This window comes from Epilithonimonas tenax DSM 16811 (assembly GCF_000428485.1).
Lineage (GTDB): Bacteria > Bacteroidota > Bacteroidia > Flavobacteriales > Weeksellaceae > Epilithonimonas > Epilithonimonas tenax.
The window spans coordinates 56778-74942 of the sequence record NZ_AUAA01000002.1 but is presented as its reverse complement, the minus strand read 5'-3'; the positions used below and the strand labels follow the sequence as shown (position 1 = coordinate 74942).

The window sequence follows — 18165 nt, the reverse complement described above, 5'->3', positions numbered from 1 at the left end:
ATGCAAAGGCGTCAACTTACCAAGAAATATAAAGCTTTGCAAGGGATGACCATGGGCGGACCATCACATCATTAGTTGACGTCTCGAAAATTTTTTTATTTCAAAGGCGCAATTTTCTTTAAAAAAACCTAACGCTTTAATTTGCAAAGTTTTACCAACCATCTATTTGTAAGCTCATTTTTAGAATATTGCGACTGAGAACCCTTTTTTCAATAACAAATTCTGCCTTTGCGCTGAAAACAGCAAAGAAGATAGTCACATTTCGTAAATTTGCAAAAACATTCATTTGAAACGTCTCATATCCATCATCGGAACTACAGGAATCGGGAAAACCAGATTAGCGATCGATCTGGCAAATCATTTGGCTACGGAAATTATCTCCTGCGATTCCCGACAATTCTACAGAGAGATGAAAATTGGAACTGCAATGCCAACCGAATCAGAATTAGCGGAGGCAAAACACCATTTTGTCGGGAATCTTAGTATCTATGACTACTATTCGATTGGTTTGTATGAACACGAAGCTTTGGAAAAATTGGACGAAATTTTCTCCAAAAAAGATGTCGCGATCATGGTGGGCGGAAGCGGAATGTACGAGAAAGCCGTTACCGAAGGATTGAACGATTTACCAGAAGCTGACCTTGAAAATCAGAAAAAATTAATACATATTTTTGAAAATCAAGGCATCCAACCTTTACAAAAATTACTTGCTGAACTCGACCCTGACTATTTTTCTATCGTTGATAAGGATAATTCAAGACGATTATTAAGGGCTATTGACGTTATTTGGCAAACCGGAAAAAGCTATACCGAAAATCTTAGTTTGCCAAAGCCCAAGCGTGATTTTGAGACCGTCAGAATAGGAATTGATGCGCCAAGAGAAGTGATCTATGAAAGAATCAATCGGCGTGTTGATATCATGATGGAAAATGGTTTGCTGGAAGAAGCCAAAGGACTGCTCTCCGATAGGGATAAAGTGGCACTGCAAACTGTTGGCTACTCAGAATTGTTCAGGTATTTTGATGGCGAATGGGATTTGGATTTTGCCGTTTCGGAAATCAAAAAAAACTCCCGGAGATATGCAAAACGCCAAATGACGTGGAACCGAAAATTAGAGAATGTGAATTGGGTGAATTATGATAATTCTCTGGAAGAAGCCTTATCTTTGTCGTTAAATAGACCAATGTAAAAATTCACCATGCTTGACCATCTGAATCGTAAAATTGGTAAATTGTTAAACTTATAATATTGTTACATTAAATAAAAATTATGTCAAATACCTCATCTACTATGTTGGCTTTAGGAACAAAAGCGCCAGATTTCAGCCTTCTAAATCCTGTCAATAATCAGGTTCAAAGTCTAGAATCTCTGAAGGGAAAGAAAGGAACATTGGTGGTTTTTATATGCAACCATTGTCCTTTTGTACTTCATATCATTGATACACTGGAAGAACTGTATGAAGATTACAAATCCAAAGGCATCGAGTTTATCGGCATTAATGCCAACGATGTTGCGAGTTATCCTGCAGATTCTCCGGAAATGATGGTGGAATTTGTAGAAGAAAAAGCTTTGAAATTCCCTTACCTGTACGACGAAAGTCAGGACATCGCAAAAGCTTTCGAAGCGGCTTGTACGCCGGATTTTTACTACTTTGATGAGAATCTGAAATTGATCTATCGCGGACAAATGGACGACTCGCGCCCAGGAAATCAAAAAGAAATTACAGGTGAGGATCTCATCATTGCTTTCGAAAATCATTTGGCGGATCAAGAGCAGGAAGATCTCCAAAGACCAAGTTTGGGCTGTAATATCAAGTGGAAGTAGTTGGCTTTTGGCATTTTGCTTTTAGCTATTGGCTTTGGAATATACAATAAAACCCAGAATTATTTTCCGGGTTTTCTCTATTTATTTACTTTTCAAAATGGCAATTATTATAAAATTATTCATCTTTTGTTTACTATTCTGAAGGCTCAAATCCCAGTTTAGGATTTTAATTTGTCAAGTTCTTCTTTTAAATCTGAAACTTTTTGCTTAAGTGCAGAAATCCTCTCTTCGTACAATTCAATTACTTTTTCCGAAAGCTGGTTGATGGTAATGTGAGTGTCTTGATGTGTATTTGTTTGTACCGCAGAGGCATTATCCTATTAGTGTTGATGTTATTATCAGAATTAGTTAAGAAATCTTCAATTTTCATTTCTAGTTCTTTGCTTAATTTTTCTATATGATTTACCCAAGAATTTATTGATTCTATATTTGCTTTACAAAGTTTATAGAAAATAAAAGTAGAAATTTTTAATAAAAACACAAGCTCTCATTTCTGGGAGCTTTTATGCTTTTTTATCAATATAAGTGTTATTAGTTTTAATCAAAAGATTAATATTATTTTTAATAAAATCCTTCTGAGATTCAAAAGCAATTTCATCAATTTTAATTTCCGAAATTGGAATCCAGATTCCGGCAGAAATTTCTGATTCTTCTAATTTGATTTCAAATTTTTCGACTACTTTATATTCATAAAACAAATCCATCGTGTTGTAATTGATGTTTTTATAAGGATAAATGTTCGGTCGGCTTCCCAGATATTTCAGTTTTTGAATATCGATTTTCAATTCTAATTCTTCAAACAGTTCTCTGGCGCAGGTTTCTTCTGCACTTTCTTTCGGGTCACAAAAACCGCCTGGCAAATCCAGTTTTCCTTTTCCCGGTTCCTGATTTCTGACCGTGAAGAATAATTCATTTCCGTGTTTGATGATGACTGCGACTGCTCCGGCTGTATTGTGATACAAGACAAAATCACAGTTGCTGCAACTGAACTTGGTTACATTATTCCATTTCAAAGTTTCTTGTCCACATTTTGGGCAGAATTTCAGATTTTCCATTGGATAAAATTAAGAAAACACAAATCAGTTTACAAAATAAAAAACCACATAAAAATCAATTTCTATGTGGCTGATATTTAATTTAAATTTATAAATTCTAAACGGCATTTCTATTTCTAGGATGGAATTGAATGATCACATCTCGCAATTCCTCAGTTTTCAAATGGGTATAGATCTGAGTGGTTGTAATACTGCTATGGCCCAACATTTCCTGAATGAATCTTAAATCTGCTCCATTCTGCAACAAGTGTGTCGCAAAAGAATGTCTGAAAGTGTGCGGTGAAATGTTCTTGTTGATGCCGGCTTTCTGCGTCAATTCCTTGATGATGATAAAGACAATGACTCTTGACATATTGGTACCTCTTGCATTCAGGAAAAGAATATCCTCGAATTTTTTGTTCACCTTAGCATTCACCCTTACCGTTTGTATGTACTCTTGTATATAAGCAGCTGTTGATTTCGCAAGAGGAACAAGTCTGGTTTTTTCACCTTTTCCTTCTACTATTAAGTAGTTTTCTTTGAAATTGATGTTTGAAATTTTAAGATCCACCAATTCTGAGACCCGTAGACCACACCCATATAAAACTTCCAGGATGCATTGGTTTCTTTTGCCAATATCGGTATGTTTTTCAATATTGCTAATAATCCTGTCTATGTCTTCAATACTTAAAGTGTCTGGCAGGTAAAGTCCAAGTTTAGGACCTTCTAGGAGTGCTGCAGGGTTATCATCACGGTACTCTTCTTCCAAAAGAAACTTAAAAAAGGCTTTGATAGAAGATATTCCTCTCGCCTGTGAGCGTTCGCTGATTTTCTTTTTGGATAGTTGATAGATGAATTCCTGTAGGTTTTCATAACTGATAGCTTGTGGAGAAACCTCTCCTAGATCAGCAATGGCAAAGCTTTCCAGCTTTTTGATGTCTCTGAGATAAGCGTCAAGAGTGTTATCTGAGAAGTTTTTCTCAAATTTGAGAAAATTTGAGAAGTCTGTAATTTTTTCGGACCAGTTCATATTTGTGTTTTTTAATTGTTTTTAAAAAGTATTATATCATCATAAATTATCTAATTCTTGTTCTGTTATATTTAAAGTTTCAATGCCGGCATCTTTCAAAAATTCTAATCCACTGTCATCAGAATAGACTGTAGTGTAGACGACTTTTTGAATTCCTGCCTGTAATATAAGCTTGCTGCATTCTTTGCAAGGCGACATGGTGATGTACAGTGTTGCGCCTTTGCAGGATTGCGTGCTGCTGGCAATTTTCAATATCGCATTCGCTTCTGCGTGAAGGACAAACCAATTGGTTTTCCCCTCCTCGTCCTCGCAGTTATTCTCAAAACCGGAAGGTGTACCATTGTATCCGTCGGAGATGATCATCCTATCTTTTACGATAAGAGCTCCCACTTTTTTCCGCTTACAATAAGAAAGATTTGCCCATTCAGAAGCCATCTTAAGATAAGCAATATCAAATTTATTATAATCCATTCTTTACATTTAATCGAAAGCCGGTTTCCTCTTTTCCAGAAAAGCCGAAACACCTTCTTTAAAATCTCCCTGAGCAAACAATGCTCCAAAGGAATTGATCTCACTGTCCATTCCTGTTTCTTTGTCACTCGCATTGACAGCTTTGATCGCCTTCGCAATACCTTGCGGCGAATTTTTCACTATTTGCTCAGCAAGCGCCTGCGTCTTCGGAAGCAACTCTTCGAAAGGGAACACTTCATTGACCAAGCCAATTGTTTTGGCTTTTTCTGCAGAGATCATTTTCGCTGAAAATATCATTTCGTTTGCAATGCCCTTCCCAACCAGCTTTGGCAATCTCTGGGTTCCTCCATAACCTGGGATCAATCCCAAAGTCACCTCCGGCAGACCCAATTTTGCATTTTCAGATGCATATCTAATATGACATGACATTGCTAATTCTAATCCTCCTCCCAAAGCAAAACCATTAACTGCTGCAATGACCGGTTTACTAAGATTTTCAATTTTATCAAATACAAAATGTCCCCTTTTTGATAGTTCGGTAGCTTTTTCCTGACTGAAATTTGAAAACTCCTTAATATCTGCTCCTGCTACAAAAGATTTCTCTCCACTTCCGGTAATGATAATGCAGTTGACCGTTTTCTCATTTTCCAAAAAATCAAAAACGCTTTCCAAATCGTTAAAAACCTTGGAGTTTAAGGCATTTAAGCTTTCAGGCCGGCTGATCGTGACAAGGGCTATTTTTCTTTCTACCGTTAATTTTATACTTTCGTAATTCATTTAAAAAGGAGATTATATTTTAATCTGTAAACTAATTATGGAACTAATTTAGAAATTTGTGCAATATAAACAAAATATTAATGAACAATTAACATTTTTACTGCTAATTAATTAATCCTTGAAAATTATCTTAATGAAAATTTTATTTAAAATACCGCAATATGCATTAAAAAAAAACAGGTTCTTATTTGCATTTCTACTCATTTCCTGTGGCAGTAGAAATTCTGCCACGAACTCTTACAAGTCTACCACGGTTTCCTATTACGCCACCAGATTGAATGGGAGCAAAACAGCAAGCGGAGAGACTTACAGACCTTCCAAAATGACAGGCGCACACCAATCACTTGCATTCGGAACCAAGGTTGAAATCGTGAATATTAAAAATGACAAATCCGTCATCATTACCGTTAACGACCGCGGTTCTTTGAAACCCTCAAGGGCGTTTGATCTGAGCCTAGGCGCTTTTAAAAAAATAGCCCACCTGGATGAAGGTATTGTAAAAGTGAAATACCGCCTTTTAAAATAAACCATCATAAGTTACGCTTAAATGTCTAAAGCCATTCACTACATCATATATTAAAAATGTTTAAATTTGCAATGCTTTAAATAAAGCCAACAAATAAAAATCTTAAAAAAACAACATCAAGACAATGAGTTACATTTCATTTATCGAAGCAAGACAAATATTAGATTCCAGAGGGAATCCAACAATTGAAGTAGATGTTTTCACAGAAAGTGGAGCAATGGGACGCGCAGCTGTACCTTCTGGTGCTTCTACAGGTGAGCACGAAGCAGTTGAACTAAGAGACGGTGGACCAGAATTCCTTGGAAAAGGTGTTTTGAAAGCGGTAGAAAATGTCAAAGAAATCATCGCTCCGGAATTAATCGGGCTTCCGGTTTTCGAACAAAATCTGATTGATGCTGTAATGATCGACCTTGATGGAACACACAACAAAGGAAAATTGGGAGCAAACGCCATTCTTGGTGTTTCTTTAGCAGTTGCAAAAGCGGCGGCCAATGAGCTCAGAATGCCTCTTTACAAATATGTAGGTGGTGTGAACGCCAACACACTTCCCGTTCCAATGATGAACGTGATCAACGGAGGTTCCCACTCGGATGCGCCAATCGCTTTCCAAGAATTTATGGTAATGCCGGTAAAAGCAGATTCTTTTTCTCACGCTCTTAGAAAAGGAACTGAGATCTTCCACAGTCTGAAATCTATCCTTCACGGAAGAGGTCTTTCTACTGCTGTAGGAGACGAAGGTGGTTTTGCACCAACTTTCAAAGGAACAGAAGATGCTTTGGATACTTTATTGCAAGCGATCGAAAAAGCAGGTTACAAACCAGGTGATGATATTATGATCGCTTTGGATTGCGCCGCTTCAGAATTCTATAAAGATGGCGTTTATGATTACAGAAAATTCCAAACTCCAGATGCAGCGCAGTTCAGCAGCAGCGAACAAGTTTCTTACTTGGCAGACTTGGCGAACAAATATCCAATTATCTCTATCGAGGACGGCATGCAGGAAAATGACTGGGCAGGCTGGAAAGAACTGACTGATAAAATCGGTGACAGAGTACAATTGGTAGGTGACGATTTATTCGTAACCAATGTTGAAAGACTTTCCAGAGGTATCAATGAAGGTATTGCAAACTCAATTTTGGTAAAAGTAAACCAAATTGGTTCTCTTTCTGAAACGATGGCTGCTGTACAAATGGCACAGCACAACAGATACACCACCGTAATGTCTCACAGATCTGGTGAAACCGAAGATTCTACCATCGCAGATCTTGCAGTGGCACAAAACTGTGGACAGATCAAAACAGGCTCTGCTTCAAGATCGGATAGAATGGCAAAATACAACCAACTTTTGAGAATCGAAGAAGCTTTGGGCGAAACAGCAGTTTTCCCAGGATTGGACGCTTTCAAGATCAAAAGATAGTTAACAAAATAAATTATTATGCAAGGCATTTGAAATCACTCAAATGCCTTTTTTATTTTATTTAATTGGAAATCAATACTTTATTTTAGTCACTTATTAATAATAAATCGTTTCATTTCTTCAATAATTGACATTAACAGAATCAATGACAACATATGACTTTTGTCAGTTGACCATTTCCGACTAAAGTGTTATATTTAACACATAAATATTTTAATAATGTCAGATAATAAAGTTATATTAAATTACGATGGGAAAAATTTCGAATATCCCATTGTAGATAGTACTATCGGTGACAGAGGAATTGATATTTCCAAATTAAGAGATCAAACCGGATTGATTACTTTGGATCTTGGTTACAAAAACACAGGTGCTACCATTAGTGAAATTACTTACCTAGACGGTGATAAAGGAGAATTATTATACAGAGGTTATCCAATAGAGCAGATTGCAGAAAAATCCAATTTTACGGAAGTGATGTATCTTTTGCTACACGGAGAATTACCAAAAACAGAACAGTATAATACGTTCGAAAACAGCATCAAAAAGTATAATTTTGTTGCAGATGAGCTTAAAAAACTGATCGATGTTTTTCCCCGCTCTGCGCATCCGATGGGTGTTCTATCTTCTTTGACTTCTGCGCTTACAGCCTTTAACCCAAAAGCAGTAGATGTAAAATCGAAAGAAGAGCTGGACTATGCATCAGAATTAATGATTGCAAAGTTCTCTCACCTTTGTGCCTGGACTTACAGAAAAACACAAGGTTTACCAATCAACCACGGAGACAATAGCCTAAACTATGTAGAGAATTTCTACAAAATGGCTTTCAAACTTCCGAATCAGGAGTTTGTGATGGATCCTGTTGTAGTTGCAGCCTTGGACAAATTACTGATCCTCCACGCAGATCACGAGCAAAACTGTTCTACATCTACCGTAAGAATGGTAGGCTCTGCTCACACAGGTCTTTTCGCTTCCATTTCGTCAGGCGTTTCTGCACTTTGGGGACCACTTCACGGTGGTGCAAACCAAGCAGTGATTGAAATGCTTGAATTAATAGAAAAAGATGGTGGCGACGTAAACAAATGGGTAGAAAAAGCCAAAGATAAGAACGACAGTTTCCGTTTGATGGGCTTCGGTCACAGAGTTTACAAAAACTTTGACCCAAGAGCGAAAATCATCAAAAAAGCAGCAGATGACATCCTTAATTCTTTAGGAATCCAGGATAAAGCGCTAGACATTGCTATGCAGTTGGAAAAAGTAGCTTTGGAAGACGAGTACTTCATCGAAAGAAAATTATATCCAAACGTAGATTTCTATTCAGGAATCATCTACAGAGCTTTGGGAATCCCTACAGAAATGTTTACCGTCATGTTCGCATTAGGAAGATTACCAGGATGGATTGCTCAGTGGAGAGAAATGAGACTGAAAGGTGATCCAATCGGAAGACCAAGACAGATCTACCAAGGTGCTCAGCAAAGAGATTACCTGGATATTAAAAGCAGATAAGATCTTTTGACTAAAAATCAATCATCCCCGAAACACTGTTTTTGGGGATGATTTTTTGGTGACACAACACAACAGGAAAGTAAAACATCATCATATCTATTTAAAATAGATATTATACCTATATCCCTGCTTATTGCGAAGCTTTAATTATATTTGCGACACTTACAATCTTATGGCAATTGATCTAAATATTAAAAACGAAACCGGCAAACTGAAGTCCGTGGTTCTTGGACAACCAAAGTCAAATGGGCCTATGCCTACGCTTGCAGAAAGCTATGATGCCAAATCCTACCACACCATACAAAACAATATCTACCCAACAGAACAGGATATTGTCTTTGAAATGTCAGAATTTGAAAAAGTCCTGAAAAAATATGATGTGGAGGTTTTCCGTCCCAAAATCATCAAGGACTACAATCAGGTTTTTGCACGCGATGTGGCTTTTGTGATAGAAGATAAGATGATCATTTCCAACATCATACCAGATCGTGCAGATGAACAGGAAGCTTACCGTCACATCATAGACAAAGTATCCTGGAGAAACGTCATCAACCTTCCGGAAAAAGCACACATCGAAGGTGGTGATGTCATCGTTTGGGACGAATTCTTATTCATCGGAACCAGTTACAGCCCGGATTACAGAAATCTGAAAACAGCCAGAACCAACGAGTATGCTATCGAGATCCTGAAAGAGTATTTCCCTAAAAAAAGAATCATCGATCTTGACCTTAAGAAAAGCGACACCAAACCTTACGAAGGGATTCTACACCTGGATTGTACCTTTAACCCAATTGGTGAAGACAAATGTGTCATTTATAAAAATGGATTCGTTGACGAAGATGATTATCAATTGGTTATCGATATTTTTGGTGAAGAAAATTGTTTCAATGTCAATGATGAAGAGATGTTCCAGATGTTCCCGAATGTATTTTCAATTGCGCCAGATGTCGTAGTTTCTGATAAAGCTTTCACCAGAATGAACGACCATTTCCGTAATGAATGGGGTATTACCGTAGAAGAAATCCCATACCGTGAAATTTCTAAAATGGGTGGACTTTTGAGATGTTCAACACTTCCATTAGTGAGAGAATAATTTCTCAATCTCTAAATTTCTTAATCTTATAATTAATACAATGCAAACTACAGATACAGTTTTAATGATAGAGCCCATCGCTTTCGGTTTTAATGAGCAGACGGCGGTTAACAATTATTTCCAAGTTCAGCAGGAAGGCAATGTGCAGGAAAAAGCCCTGCAGGAATTCAAATCTTTCGTTGACAAATTAAAGTCAAAAGGCATCAATGTGATCACCATAAAAGATACCATTGACCCGAAAACACCGGATTCTATTTTCCCTAATAACTGGGTCAGCTTCCATCAAGATGGGAAAGCGGTTCTCTATCCAATGTTTGCAGAAAACAGACGTTTGGAAAGACGCGAAGATATCATTAATCAAATCAAAGAACAGTTTGAAGTCAAAGAAGTCATCGATTATTCTAAGACTGAAACTGAGAACAAATATCTGGAAGGAACCGGAAGTATGATCTTCGACCACGACCATATGATCGCTTACGGATCTGTTTCATTGAGATTAGACGAAGCACTTTTTAGAAAATTTTGCAGTGAATTTGGATTTACGCCAGTCGTTTTCCATTCTTACCAGACTGCAGGCGAAGAAAGACTACCGATCTATCATACCAATGTGATGATGTGTGTGGCGGACCAATTTGTCGTCGTCTGCCTGGGTTGCATCGATGACAAAGCAGAAAGACAAAACGTGGTAGAAACCATCAAAAATAGCGGAAAAGAACTGATCGAAATCTCCGAAGAACAAATGCAGCATTTCGCTGGCAATATGCTTCAGGTCCAGAACAATTCTGGAGAAAAATTTCTGGTGATGAGTCAAAGTGCTTACAGTTCTCTGAACAAAAATCAGGTTTTTGACATCGAAAAACACTGTGAGATCATCTACTCGGATCTGGAAACCATAGAAACCAACGGCGGTGGAAGTGCCAGATGTATGCTGGCCGAGGTCTTCCTGCCGAAAAAATAAAATCTACTGAAAGCTGCAACCATTTGCAGCTTTTTTAATTTTCTGTTGTAAATCAACCAAAAAAATAAGATATTGCTTCTCGATAACCAAGAATGATGAAACCTCTACAAATTTATCAAGAAGGATTGCATGTTCTCTTGACTTTACAGGTTGATAATCCGGATCTGCTGATCAATTATCCCCAATATCTGGACTATGCTAAAAAACTTTTGGAAGAATGCGACACAGAAGTCGTTGGTGAAACATTCCATATTTTTGACAATAACAGTTTCACTTCCGCCATTATACTGAAAGAGTCCCATTTGTGCATTCACACCTGGCCAGAGTTTCAGCAATTGACACTGGACCTGCTGCTTTGTAATTACTATGGCGATAACACAGAGAAGGTGGAAAAGATCACATCCAAATTACTGACTTATTTTGAAGCCCAAATCATCAAAGAACACAAAATCCGAAGATGATGAATTACATCTGTCCAAGTTGCAAAACAGAAAACACTTTAGAACTTGATTTTACAATTGAGAGCTATATCTGCAAGTCTTGCGCAATGTTGAGTGAGCAAGGGAAAATTATCAAGAATGTCAAAAAGCCAACTGAAAATGTGGTTTTGGACATTGGTCAAAAAGGAAAAATCGATGGAACCGAATACACCGTTGTTGCCATTGTTGTAAAAAAATACGGAAGTTCTGTTTTCTGGCGGGAATATTACCTCAAGAATCAAAATCTAAATAACGCATTCCTCAGCGAGAGCAACGGACATTGGGTCTTTATGTTACCAAAGGAAAAACCGGCCACGGAATTCAAATTCCACGCGGAATTTAATGGCAAAAAATACCGGTGGTACGAGTCTACACCCAACAGTATTGCAGCAGCAACAGGTTTTTTTGAAGATAAAATTAAATTCACCCTGGCTCATTACAAAGAATTTGTCAACGGAACAGAAATGGTCTCTCTGGAAGAAGTGGGAGCCGAGAAGCATTTTTTCTGGGGGAAGCACATCTCAAAATACGAAATAAAACGACAGTTCAAACCCTCTTCTATGCCCACATATTCGGGCTTTGGGATTATTCAGCCTTACTATGTGAATCCAAGACAGCTCTTACATATATTTGCAGTGGTGGCCCTGATCATCAGTTTATTTCAATTTTACAACACCATTTCCAGGAGCAATTACGAGGTTTTTAATGACCACATCAGATTCGACTCTGTGCGCGGCAAAGAATTGATTTCCAAATCATTTGAACTCACTGGCGCTTCGGCTCCCCTCAATGTAAAACTCGCTTCCAACGTAGATAATTCCTGGGCCAATGTAGAATTAAGCCTCGTCAATGAAAACTCTAACGAAATAGAATATACGTCTCAGGATATAGAACAATACCATGGCTTCGAAGATGGCGAAAGCTGGTCAGAAGGCGGCACAGAAAAAGAATTCAATTTTTGTGGCGTGGCGCCCGGGAAGTATCATTTTACGGTCAGTGCCCAGAAACAGGGTTTTGAGCAGTCCGCCCAAGAAACATTCTTTTCGCCAGATGGTCAGAAATCATACACTTACACAGGTGATGGTTTTGTGGATGTTATGATCCTTGCTACGGCAGATAAAACAGCTTATAACCTAAGCAATCTAAAAACCAATGATCCTATCCTTTACGAAGAACTCCAGCAGGCAAAAGATTTTAAACTGAAAAACCCGAATTTTTCTGCCAACATTCCAGACAAAGATTCCTCCAATCCCAATTTTGGGATTCGGGCCTACTGGGAACCTGTAAGCTTCTGGAATTACTTAATTGTTTTGGGCATTATGGCTCTGCTGGTCGCTCTTAATTATTGGGGAAAATATCTTTTTGACAAAGCAAAATGGGAAAATAGCAATTACTCTCCGTTTAACGATCTTACAAACTGATGGAAAAAATCACACATTACCTCAAAAACAATCTGTTACTGATATTTCTAGGAACATTTTTTCTAGGTTGGTTTCTGTATCTCACGTATTCCGGCAACCAATTTTGCGATTGCGCAACCACGGAAAAATACAAAGATGGCACCGCCAGCAGCCGATCACATGGAACATCATTCTACAGATTTTATCATAAATAAAATTGAATCTTAAAACTATAAACTATGGGAAATTTTAATTATTTGCCGATACTCAACTCCATATTGTACGCTTTTTTGGGCGTAGCAATCTTGTTGGTTTGCTACGTGATCCTCGAAAAACTGACACCTGAAAAAACCTGGCACGAGATCTCAAAAAACAACAACATAGCGTTGGCTATCATTTTGGGCGCCTTCATCATCGGGATTTCTATCATTATCAGCGCAGCAATTCATGGATAAAAAACGGATCTCGTTTGAACTGCTTCTGCTCTTTTCCGTATTTGTGATTGCAACTTGCGGCCTGATCTACGAATTGGTAGCTGGCGCGCTGGCGAGTTATCTGTTGGGCGATTCTGTAAAGCAGTTTTCTTTTATCATCGGCGTCTATCTTTTTTCGATGGGTGTAGGTTCCTATTTGGCCAAATTCATCCATAAAAACCTGCTGAATGTCTTTGTAGAAATAGAAATTCTGGTAGGATTGGTTGGCGGCATCAGCTCTGTGGTTCTTTTCATATTGTTCAACACGCTTCAGCATTTTGAGCCAGTGTTGTATCTGTTTGTCTTTCTTACAGGTTGTTTGGTCGGTTTGGAAATTCCTCTACTGATGAATATCCTCAAGGACAAAGTCGCTTTCAAAGATTTGGTTTCCAATGTTTTTGCCTTCGATTACATTGGCGCTTTATTGGCTTCGATTCTTTTTCCGTTGGTTCTTATTCCTCATTTAGGAATTGTCCGCACGCCTTTATTTTTTGGATTAATTAATATTTCGATTGCAATTTTCCTCACTTTTTATCTTCAAAAAGAACTCAAAAACTCAACTTTTTTAAAAATAAGAGCCATCTTTTCCTTCATCGTTTTATTCATACTTTTTATTTTTTCTGATAAGATTTTAGCCTTTTCTGAAGAGAAACTGTACGGCGAAAATATTGTTTACGCCAACAATTCACCTTATCAAAGAATTGTTTTGACGAGGAATAATAAGGACTTCCGACTTTATCTTAACAACAATCTTCAGTTTTCTTCGGCTGATGAATACCGTTATCACGAAGCTCTGGTGCATCCGGCAATGTCCACAGCAAAGTCTATTTCCAATGTCTTGGTTTTAGGCGGAGGCGACGGTTTTGCAGTCCGGGAAATCCTGAAATATAAAGAGGTCAAGCATATCACATTGGTAGATCTGGATGGCGAAATGACCAATTTTTTCCGTGACAATGAAACGATGAAACAGCTCAATCACGGTTCACTTTCTAACCCGAAACTGAAAGTGATTAATAAAGACGCTTACATCTGGGTGAAGGAAAACAAAAATAAATACGACGTTGTCATCATCGATTTTCCGGATCCTTCCAACTATAGTTTGGGCAAATTATATTCTGTTCAGTTTTATAAAGAGCTGGAAAGAATCACAACGCCGGACACCATAATTGTAGTTCAAACCACATCGCCCTATTTCGCTCCGAAATCATTTTGGTGCATTGATAAAACCATTAATCAGATTTTCCCTTTTACAACCGCTTATCACACGTACGTGCCTAGTTTTGGAGAATGGGGATTTTGCCTCGCTTCATTTGCACCGGTTGATAACAAAATCGTCAGAACAATTCCTAACTTGAGATATTACGATTATAATTTCCGGCAGATGTCTCACTTTGATAAGGATATGAAAGCTGACAATCTGGAAGTCAACCGTCTGGACAATCAGGTTTTGGTAAGATATTTTGATGAAGAATGGGGAAAAGTCCAGTAATTAAAATCTTATAAGTGTCTCAGAAATCCAAGCCTATTTCAAGAAAATCATTCCTCACAACTTTGTTTTGGGCTGGAGCTATGTTGCCTTTTTTACAGTATTGCAAACAGAAAACAAAAACAATATTACTGAAGATCACTGGGACCAATGATGTCTTGGGACACCAACTTTGGGCGAAGGATTTCCCAAAACCTTCGGACGAAATCAAAACCAAATTCCTCATTGTAGGCAGCGGAATCTCGGGACTTTCGGCTTGCCGGTATTTTAAAAAAAATAATGAGAATGATTTTCTCCTGGTAGAAATGGAAAATCATTTGGGAGGAAATGCTTCCAACGGCGAGAACAAATTCTCCAAATTTCCTCTCGGCGCGCATTACCTTCCGATTCCCAACAAAGAAGATCCGGACTTAATTGATTTTCTGAAAGACTGCAACATCTATCTTGGTGATGATGAAAATGGATTGCCAATCTTGGATGATGAACAACTGACGTTCCCAAAAGAAGAGCGTTTATTTTTCAAAAACGAATGGCAAAATGACCTTGTGCCACAAAACGGAATTTCAGTAAAAACAAAAAAAGAATTCGAGCGTTTTTTCAAATTAATGGATGAATTTCGCCTTAAAAAAGATAATACCGGAAAGTATTGGTTTGATATTCCGATTTCAAAATCCAGCGATGCAGCCAAGGATTTAGATAAAATTACTTTTTGGGATTGGCTTGTCCGTCATCATTTCAAATCCACAGAATTACTTTGGCTGATGGATTATTCCTGCAAAGACGATTACGGTTTGGGAATGAAATACGTTTCTGCCTGGGCCGGAATCCATTATTTCTCTGGAAGGAAAAACAATTGGGCAACCAACCGCCACGATCAGGTTTTCACTTGGCCAGAAGGAAATGCACGACTGGCAAAACATCTTTCGAAGTTTGTGGAAGGTAAAAATCTGTCGCAACATTTGGTTTATGATGTGAATTGGAATGAGGAAAATGTAGAAGTTTTTGTTTTTGATAATCAAGCTAAAATTTCGAAAAAAATCAGTGCAGAAAAAGTGCTTTTTGCAACGCCACAATTTGTCAATCAATATATTTTCAAAGACAGAAAATTGAAGAATTTCAATTACGTGCCTTGGTTGTTGGCGACTTTGACCCTGAAGAATGAATTTGGTGGTGGCGAAGAACTGGCTTGGGACAATGTGATCTTTGGCACAGAAGGTTTGGGTTATATTAACGATCAGCATCAGAACCTCAACCAGATTGTCGGGGAAAAAGTCATCACTTATTACAGAAGTTTCTCTTCAGACGACTGCAAAAAAGCAAGGAAAAAATTATACCACCTGAAAGATGAAGCCCTGAAAAAACTGGTTTTGGATGATTTGAAAGTCGCGCATCCGGAGATCGAAGATTTCATTATTGATATTCGTTTTCACAAATTAGGACATGGGATGATCGCGCCTGTTCCGGATTTTATTTTCGGGAAAGAAAAAAAATTAGCGCAGCAAAATATAGACGGAAAAATTTTCTTTGCGCACACAGACCTTTCCGGAATTTCTATTTTTGAGGAAGCTTTTCACCAAGGTCGCCATGCGGCAAAAGAAATGTTCAAATAATGAGACAGCCCTGGATTCACAACGGTAAATTAGACGGTATTTTCATGCTCTCGCCTCCGTTTTTGGTATTGCTGATTGTTTTGTTTTTTCAACGGTTATTGCTCAGAATAGAAGACCATTATTCCTTTTATACATGGCTTTTTTTGATTGTTTTTGTAGATGTTGCGCACGTCTATTCTACACTTTTCAAGACGTATTTTGTAGGCTCAGAATTCAGAAAACGGAAACAATTGTATTTGGCAATTCCTGTTATCAGCTTGATTATTGGCATTTTGCTTTACCGATTGGGAGATTTGATATTTTGGTCCAGTTTGGCTATGGTGGCCGTTTTTCACTTTATCCGTCAGCAATACGGCTTTATTAGACTGTATTCCCGTTTTGAACCCAAAGGATTTTCAAAAACGGTCGACACATTTGCCATCTACTCAGCCACTATTTTTCCGATGATCTATTGGACGCAGACGCCGAGAAAGTTTGATTGGTTTATCGATGGTGAATTCAGTTGGATACCGAACGTACCATTTTTACTGGAACTCGCACAGATCATTTACGGTTTGATCTTGCTGATCTACGTGATGAAAACCACAGTTTCATTTCTTAAAACAAAACAGTTTAATTTACCGAAAAACCTCATTCTCTTGGGTACTTATCTATCTTGGTATTTTGGGATCATTTATTTTGACAATGATTTGATCTTTACTTTTCTCAACGTTATTTCGCACGGTATCCCTTACATGGCGCTGATCTATCTGAGCGAAATTAGAGGAAAATCTGTCTCTGAACTCAAGCGCCGTTCGGTCTTCAAAACAGGATTTGGATTGGTATTTTTTATTTTGATCATCATTGGATTTGCTTTTTTCGAAGAATTGTCCTGGGAAAAACTGGTTTGGAAAGAACATTTCGAATCTGGCATCAGCATTGAAAACTGGCACTACCTTCTGGTTCCTTTGCTTACAGTTCCACAACTCACGCATTATCTGTTGGATGGCTTTATTTGGAAAGCAAATAAAAACCAAGCGATTTCTGATTAACATTTTAATTCTCTAAATTTGAGGTTCAAAACCCTCATCAATTTGGAAAACCGTAAGAAGATCGGCCTTTTTTTTGGCTCATTCAATCCCATTCATATTGGACATTTGATCCTGGGGAATTATATCTTGGAGCATTCTGATATGGAAGAACTGTGGTTTGTGGTGAGTCCGCAGAATCCCTTTAAGGACAAAAAATCTTTGCTCAAGGATCACAACCGTTTGGACATGGTTCAGTTGGCGATTAAAAATTACCCAAAAATGCGCGCTTCCAATGTCGAATTTTCTCTTCCTGTCCCTAGTTACACAATTGATACCTTGACGTATCTCAAAGAAAAACATCCAGATTTTGTTTTTTCATTAATCATGGGCGAAGACAATCTGGGAAGTCTTCATAAGTGGAAAAACCACGAATTGTTGCTTGAGAAATATCAGATTATCGTTTATCCTAGAATTTTCGGTGAAGAGAAAAAAGCAGATTATTTGAAACATGAGAATATTCATCAGATCAATGCGCCAATCATAGAACTGTCTGCCACAGAGATCCGAAATATGATCAAAGAAGGCAAAAACACAAGACCAATGTTACCACCGGAAGTTTTTGAATATCTGGATGGGAGTAGTTTTTATAAATAACTGAGTTTGATCAGTAATCCTATTTCTTTACTATTTATTCTTTTATCTTTGCTCTAATGAACATCATCGAAAAATATTTCTTAAAATATCCCGAAGAAAAAACCATCAAATGGTTTAAACAAATCTGCGTGGCAGAAGCTATTTCGTGGTTTTTTCTTTTCACAGCAATGGTTTGGATTCGCCTTGAGCCGGAAAGTATTTTCGCCATCGTGTATATCAGTACTATTGGGAGCATCCACGGATTTTTTTTCACGCTTTACCTTATCTTTCTACCTGCTGTCAGAAAAATATATGCTTGGGATGATGAGGATTCTATTTTTGCTCTATGCGCTGCCTTTTTTCCTTTCGCAACGATCTGGGTAGAGAAAAAACTACTCCGAAAAAATCGGGAGGAATGATGAAAATCAATCCATAAAA

At 37.8% G+C, this 18165-nt stretch carries 20 protein-coding genes; 16 read left to right on the top strand and 4 right to left on the bottom strand.

Annotated elements, in window-relative coordinates:
• Positions 1-286 precede the first annotated feature (286 nt).
• Both miaA and F564_RS0101195 read left to right on the top strand, forming a co-directional pair.
• On the top strand, positions 287-1189 hold the full coding sequence (gene miaA / locus F564_RS0101200) for a tRNA (adenosine(37)-N6)-dimethylallyltransferase MiaA (protein ID WP_028120988.1): 903 nt from the start codon (positions 287-289) through the stop codon (positions 1187-1189).
• Between the two features lie 80 nt (positions 1190-1269).
• Positions 1270-1824 carry a thioredoxin family protein gene (locus F564_RS0101195; protein WP_028120987.1) on the top strand — a complete coding sequence of 185 codons (555 nt, stop codon included), beginning with the start codon at positions 1270-1272 and terminating at the stop codon, positions 1822-1824.
• 503 nt (positions 1825-2327) lie between these two features.
• On the opposite strand, the gene F564_RS18495 is transcribed toward F564_RS0101195, so the two are convergent.
• From F564_RS18495 to F564_RS0101170, 4 genes are all read right to left on the bottom strand, one after another.
• Positions 2328-2879 (bottom strand): NUDIX hydrolase, encoded by a 552-nt coding sequence (locus tag F564_RS18495; protein ID WP_051259521.1) that lies wholly within the window; start codon positions 2877-2879, stop codon positions 2328-2330.
• Positions 2880-2976: 97 nt separating this feature from the next.
• Entirely contained in the window at positions 2977-3888 is a 912-nt protein-coding gene (xerD, locus tag F564_RS0101180) for a site-specific tyrosine recombinase XerD (protein WP_028120986.1), read from the bottom strand.
• A 39-nt stretch (positions 3889-3927) separates the two neighbouring features.
• On the bottom strand, positions 3928-4359 hold the full coding sequence (locus F564_RS0101175) for a deoxycytidylate deaminase (protein WP_028120985.1): 432 nt from the start codon (positions 4357-4359) through the stop codon (positions 3928-3930).
• 9 nt (positions 4360-4368) lie between these two features.
• On the bottom strand, positions 4369-5136 hold the full coding sequence (locus F564_RS0101170) for an enoyl-CoA hydratase-related protein (protein ID WP_028120984.1): 768 nt from the start codon (positions 5134-5136) through the stop codon (positions 4369-4371).
• Between the two features lie 133 nt (positions 5137-5269).
• Here F564_RS0101170 and F564_RS0101165 point away from each other — a divergent pair, with 133 nt between their 5' ends.
• The 14 genes from F564_RS0101165 (at position 5270) to F564_RS0101100 (ending at position 18146) form a co-directional block, all read left to right on the top strand.
• The gene (locus F564_RS0101165) at positions 5270-5662 is read left to right on the top strand and encodes a septal ring lytic transglycosylase RlpA family protein (protein ID WP_051259520.1); all 393 of its coding nucleotides are present in this window, start codon (positions 5270-5272) and stop codon (positions 5660-5662) included.
• A gap of 124 nt (positions 5663-5786) precedes the next feature.
• Entirely contained in the window at positions 5787-7079 is a 1293-nt protein-coding gene (eno, locus tag F564_RS0101160; protein WP_028120982.1) for a phosphopyruvate hydratase, read from the top strand.
• A 219-nt stretch (positions 7080-7298) separates the two neighbouring features.
• On the top strand, positions 7299-8585 hold the full coding sequence (locus F564_RS0101155; RefSeq protein ID WP_028120981.1) for a citrate synthase: 1287 nt from the start codon (positions 7299-7301) through the stop codon (positions 8583-8585).
• A 178-nt stretch (positions 8586-8763) separates the two neighbouring features.
• On the top strand, positions 8764-9678 hold the full coding sequence (locus tag F564_RS0101150) for a dimethylarginine dimethylaminohydrolase family protein (protein ID WP_028120980.1): 915 nt from the start codon (positions 8764-8766) through the stop codon (positions 9676-9678).
• Between the two features lie 40 nt (positions 9679-9718).
• Positions 9719-10636: a citrulline utilization hydrolase CtlX gene (gene ctlX, locus F564_RS0101145; protein ID WP_028120979.1), complete on the top strand. Its 918-nt coding sequence runs from the start codon at positions 9719-9721 to the stop codon at positions 10634-10636.
• 92 nt (positions 10637-10728) lie between these two features.
• Positions 10729-11097 (top strand): S-adenosylmethionine decarboxylase family protein, encoded by a 369-nt coding sequence (locus F564_RS0101140; RefSeq protein ID WP_051259519.1) that lies wholly within the window; start codon positions 10729-10731, stop codon positions 11095-11097.
• A complete protein-coding gene (locus tag F564_RS0101135) occupies positions 11094-12536 on the top strand; it encodes a DUF4178 domain-containing protein (RefSeq protein WP_051259518.1) in 1443 nt (480 codons plus the stop codon). Before F564_RS0101140 ends, F564_RS0101135 begins: the two co-directional genes overlap by 4 nt.
• Positions 12536-12730: a hypothetical protein gene (locus F564_RS0101130; RefSeq protein WP_034980406.1), complete on the top strand. Its 195-nt coding sequence runs from the start codon at positions 12536-12538 to the stop codon at positions 12728-12730. Before F564_RS0101135 ends, F564_RS0101130 begins: the two co-directional genes overlap by 1 nt.
• Positions 12731-12754: 24 nt before the next feature.
• On the top strand, positions 12755-12970 hold the full coding sequence (locus tag F564_RS0101125) for a DUF350 domain-containing protein (protein ID WP_028120975.1): 216 nt from the start codon (positions 12755-12757) through the stop codon (positions 12968-12970).
• Entirely contained in the window at positions 12963-14477 is a 1515-nt protein-coding gene (locus F564_RS0101120) for a polyamine aminopropyltransferase (RefSeq protein ID WP_028120974.1), read from the top strand. Before F564_RS0101125 ends, F564_RS0101120 begins: the two co-directional genes overlap by 8 nt.
• Before the next feature lie 14 nt (positions 14478-14491).
• Positions 14492-16084, top strand: a complete 1593-nt coding sequence (locus F564_RS0101115; RefSeq protein WP_028120973.1) for a flavin monoamine oxidase family protein — start codon at positions 14492-14494, stop codon at positions 16082-16084.
• On the top strand, positions 16084-17115 hold the full coding sequence (locus tag F564_RS0101110) for a hypothetical protein (RefSeq protein WP_028120972.1): 1032 nt from the start codon (positions 16084-16086) through the stop codon (positions 17113-17115). The genes F564_RS0101115 and F564_RS0101110 overlap by 1 nt, the downstream gene beginning before the upstream one ends.
• 18 nt (positions 17116-17133) lie before the next feature.
• Positions 17134-17748 (top strand): nicotinate (nicotinamide) nucleotide adenylyltransferase, encoded by a 615-nt coding sequence (gene nadD, locus F564_RS0101105; RefSeq protein ID WP_228373824.1) that lies wholly within the window; start codon positions 17134-17136, stop codon positions 17746-17748.
• A gap of 56 nt (positions 17749-17804) precedes the next feature.
• A complete protein-coding gene (locus F564_RS0101100) occupies positions 17805-18146 on the top strand; it encodes a DUF3817 domain-containing protein (RefSeq protein ID WP_028120970.1) in 342 nt (113 codons plus the stop codon).
• Positions 18147-18165: the final 19 nt, after the last annotated feature.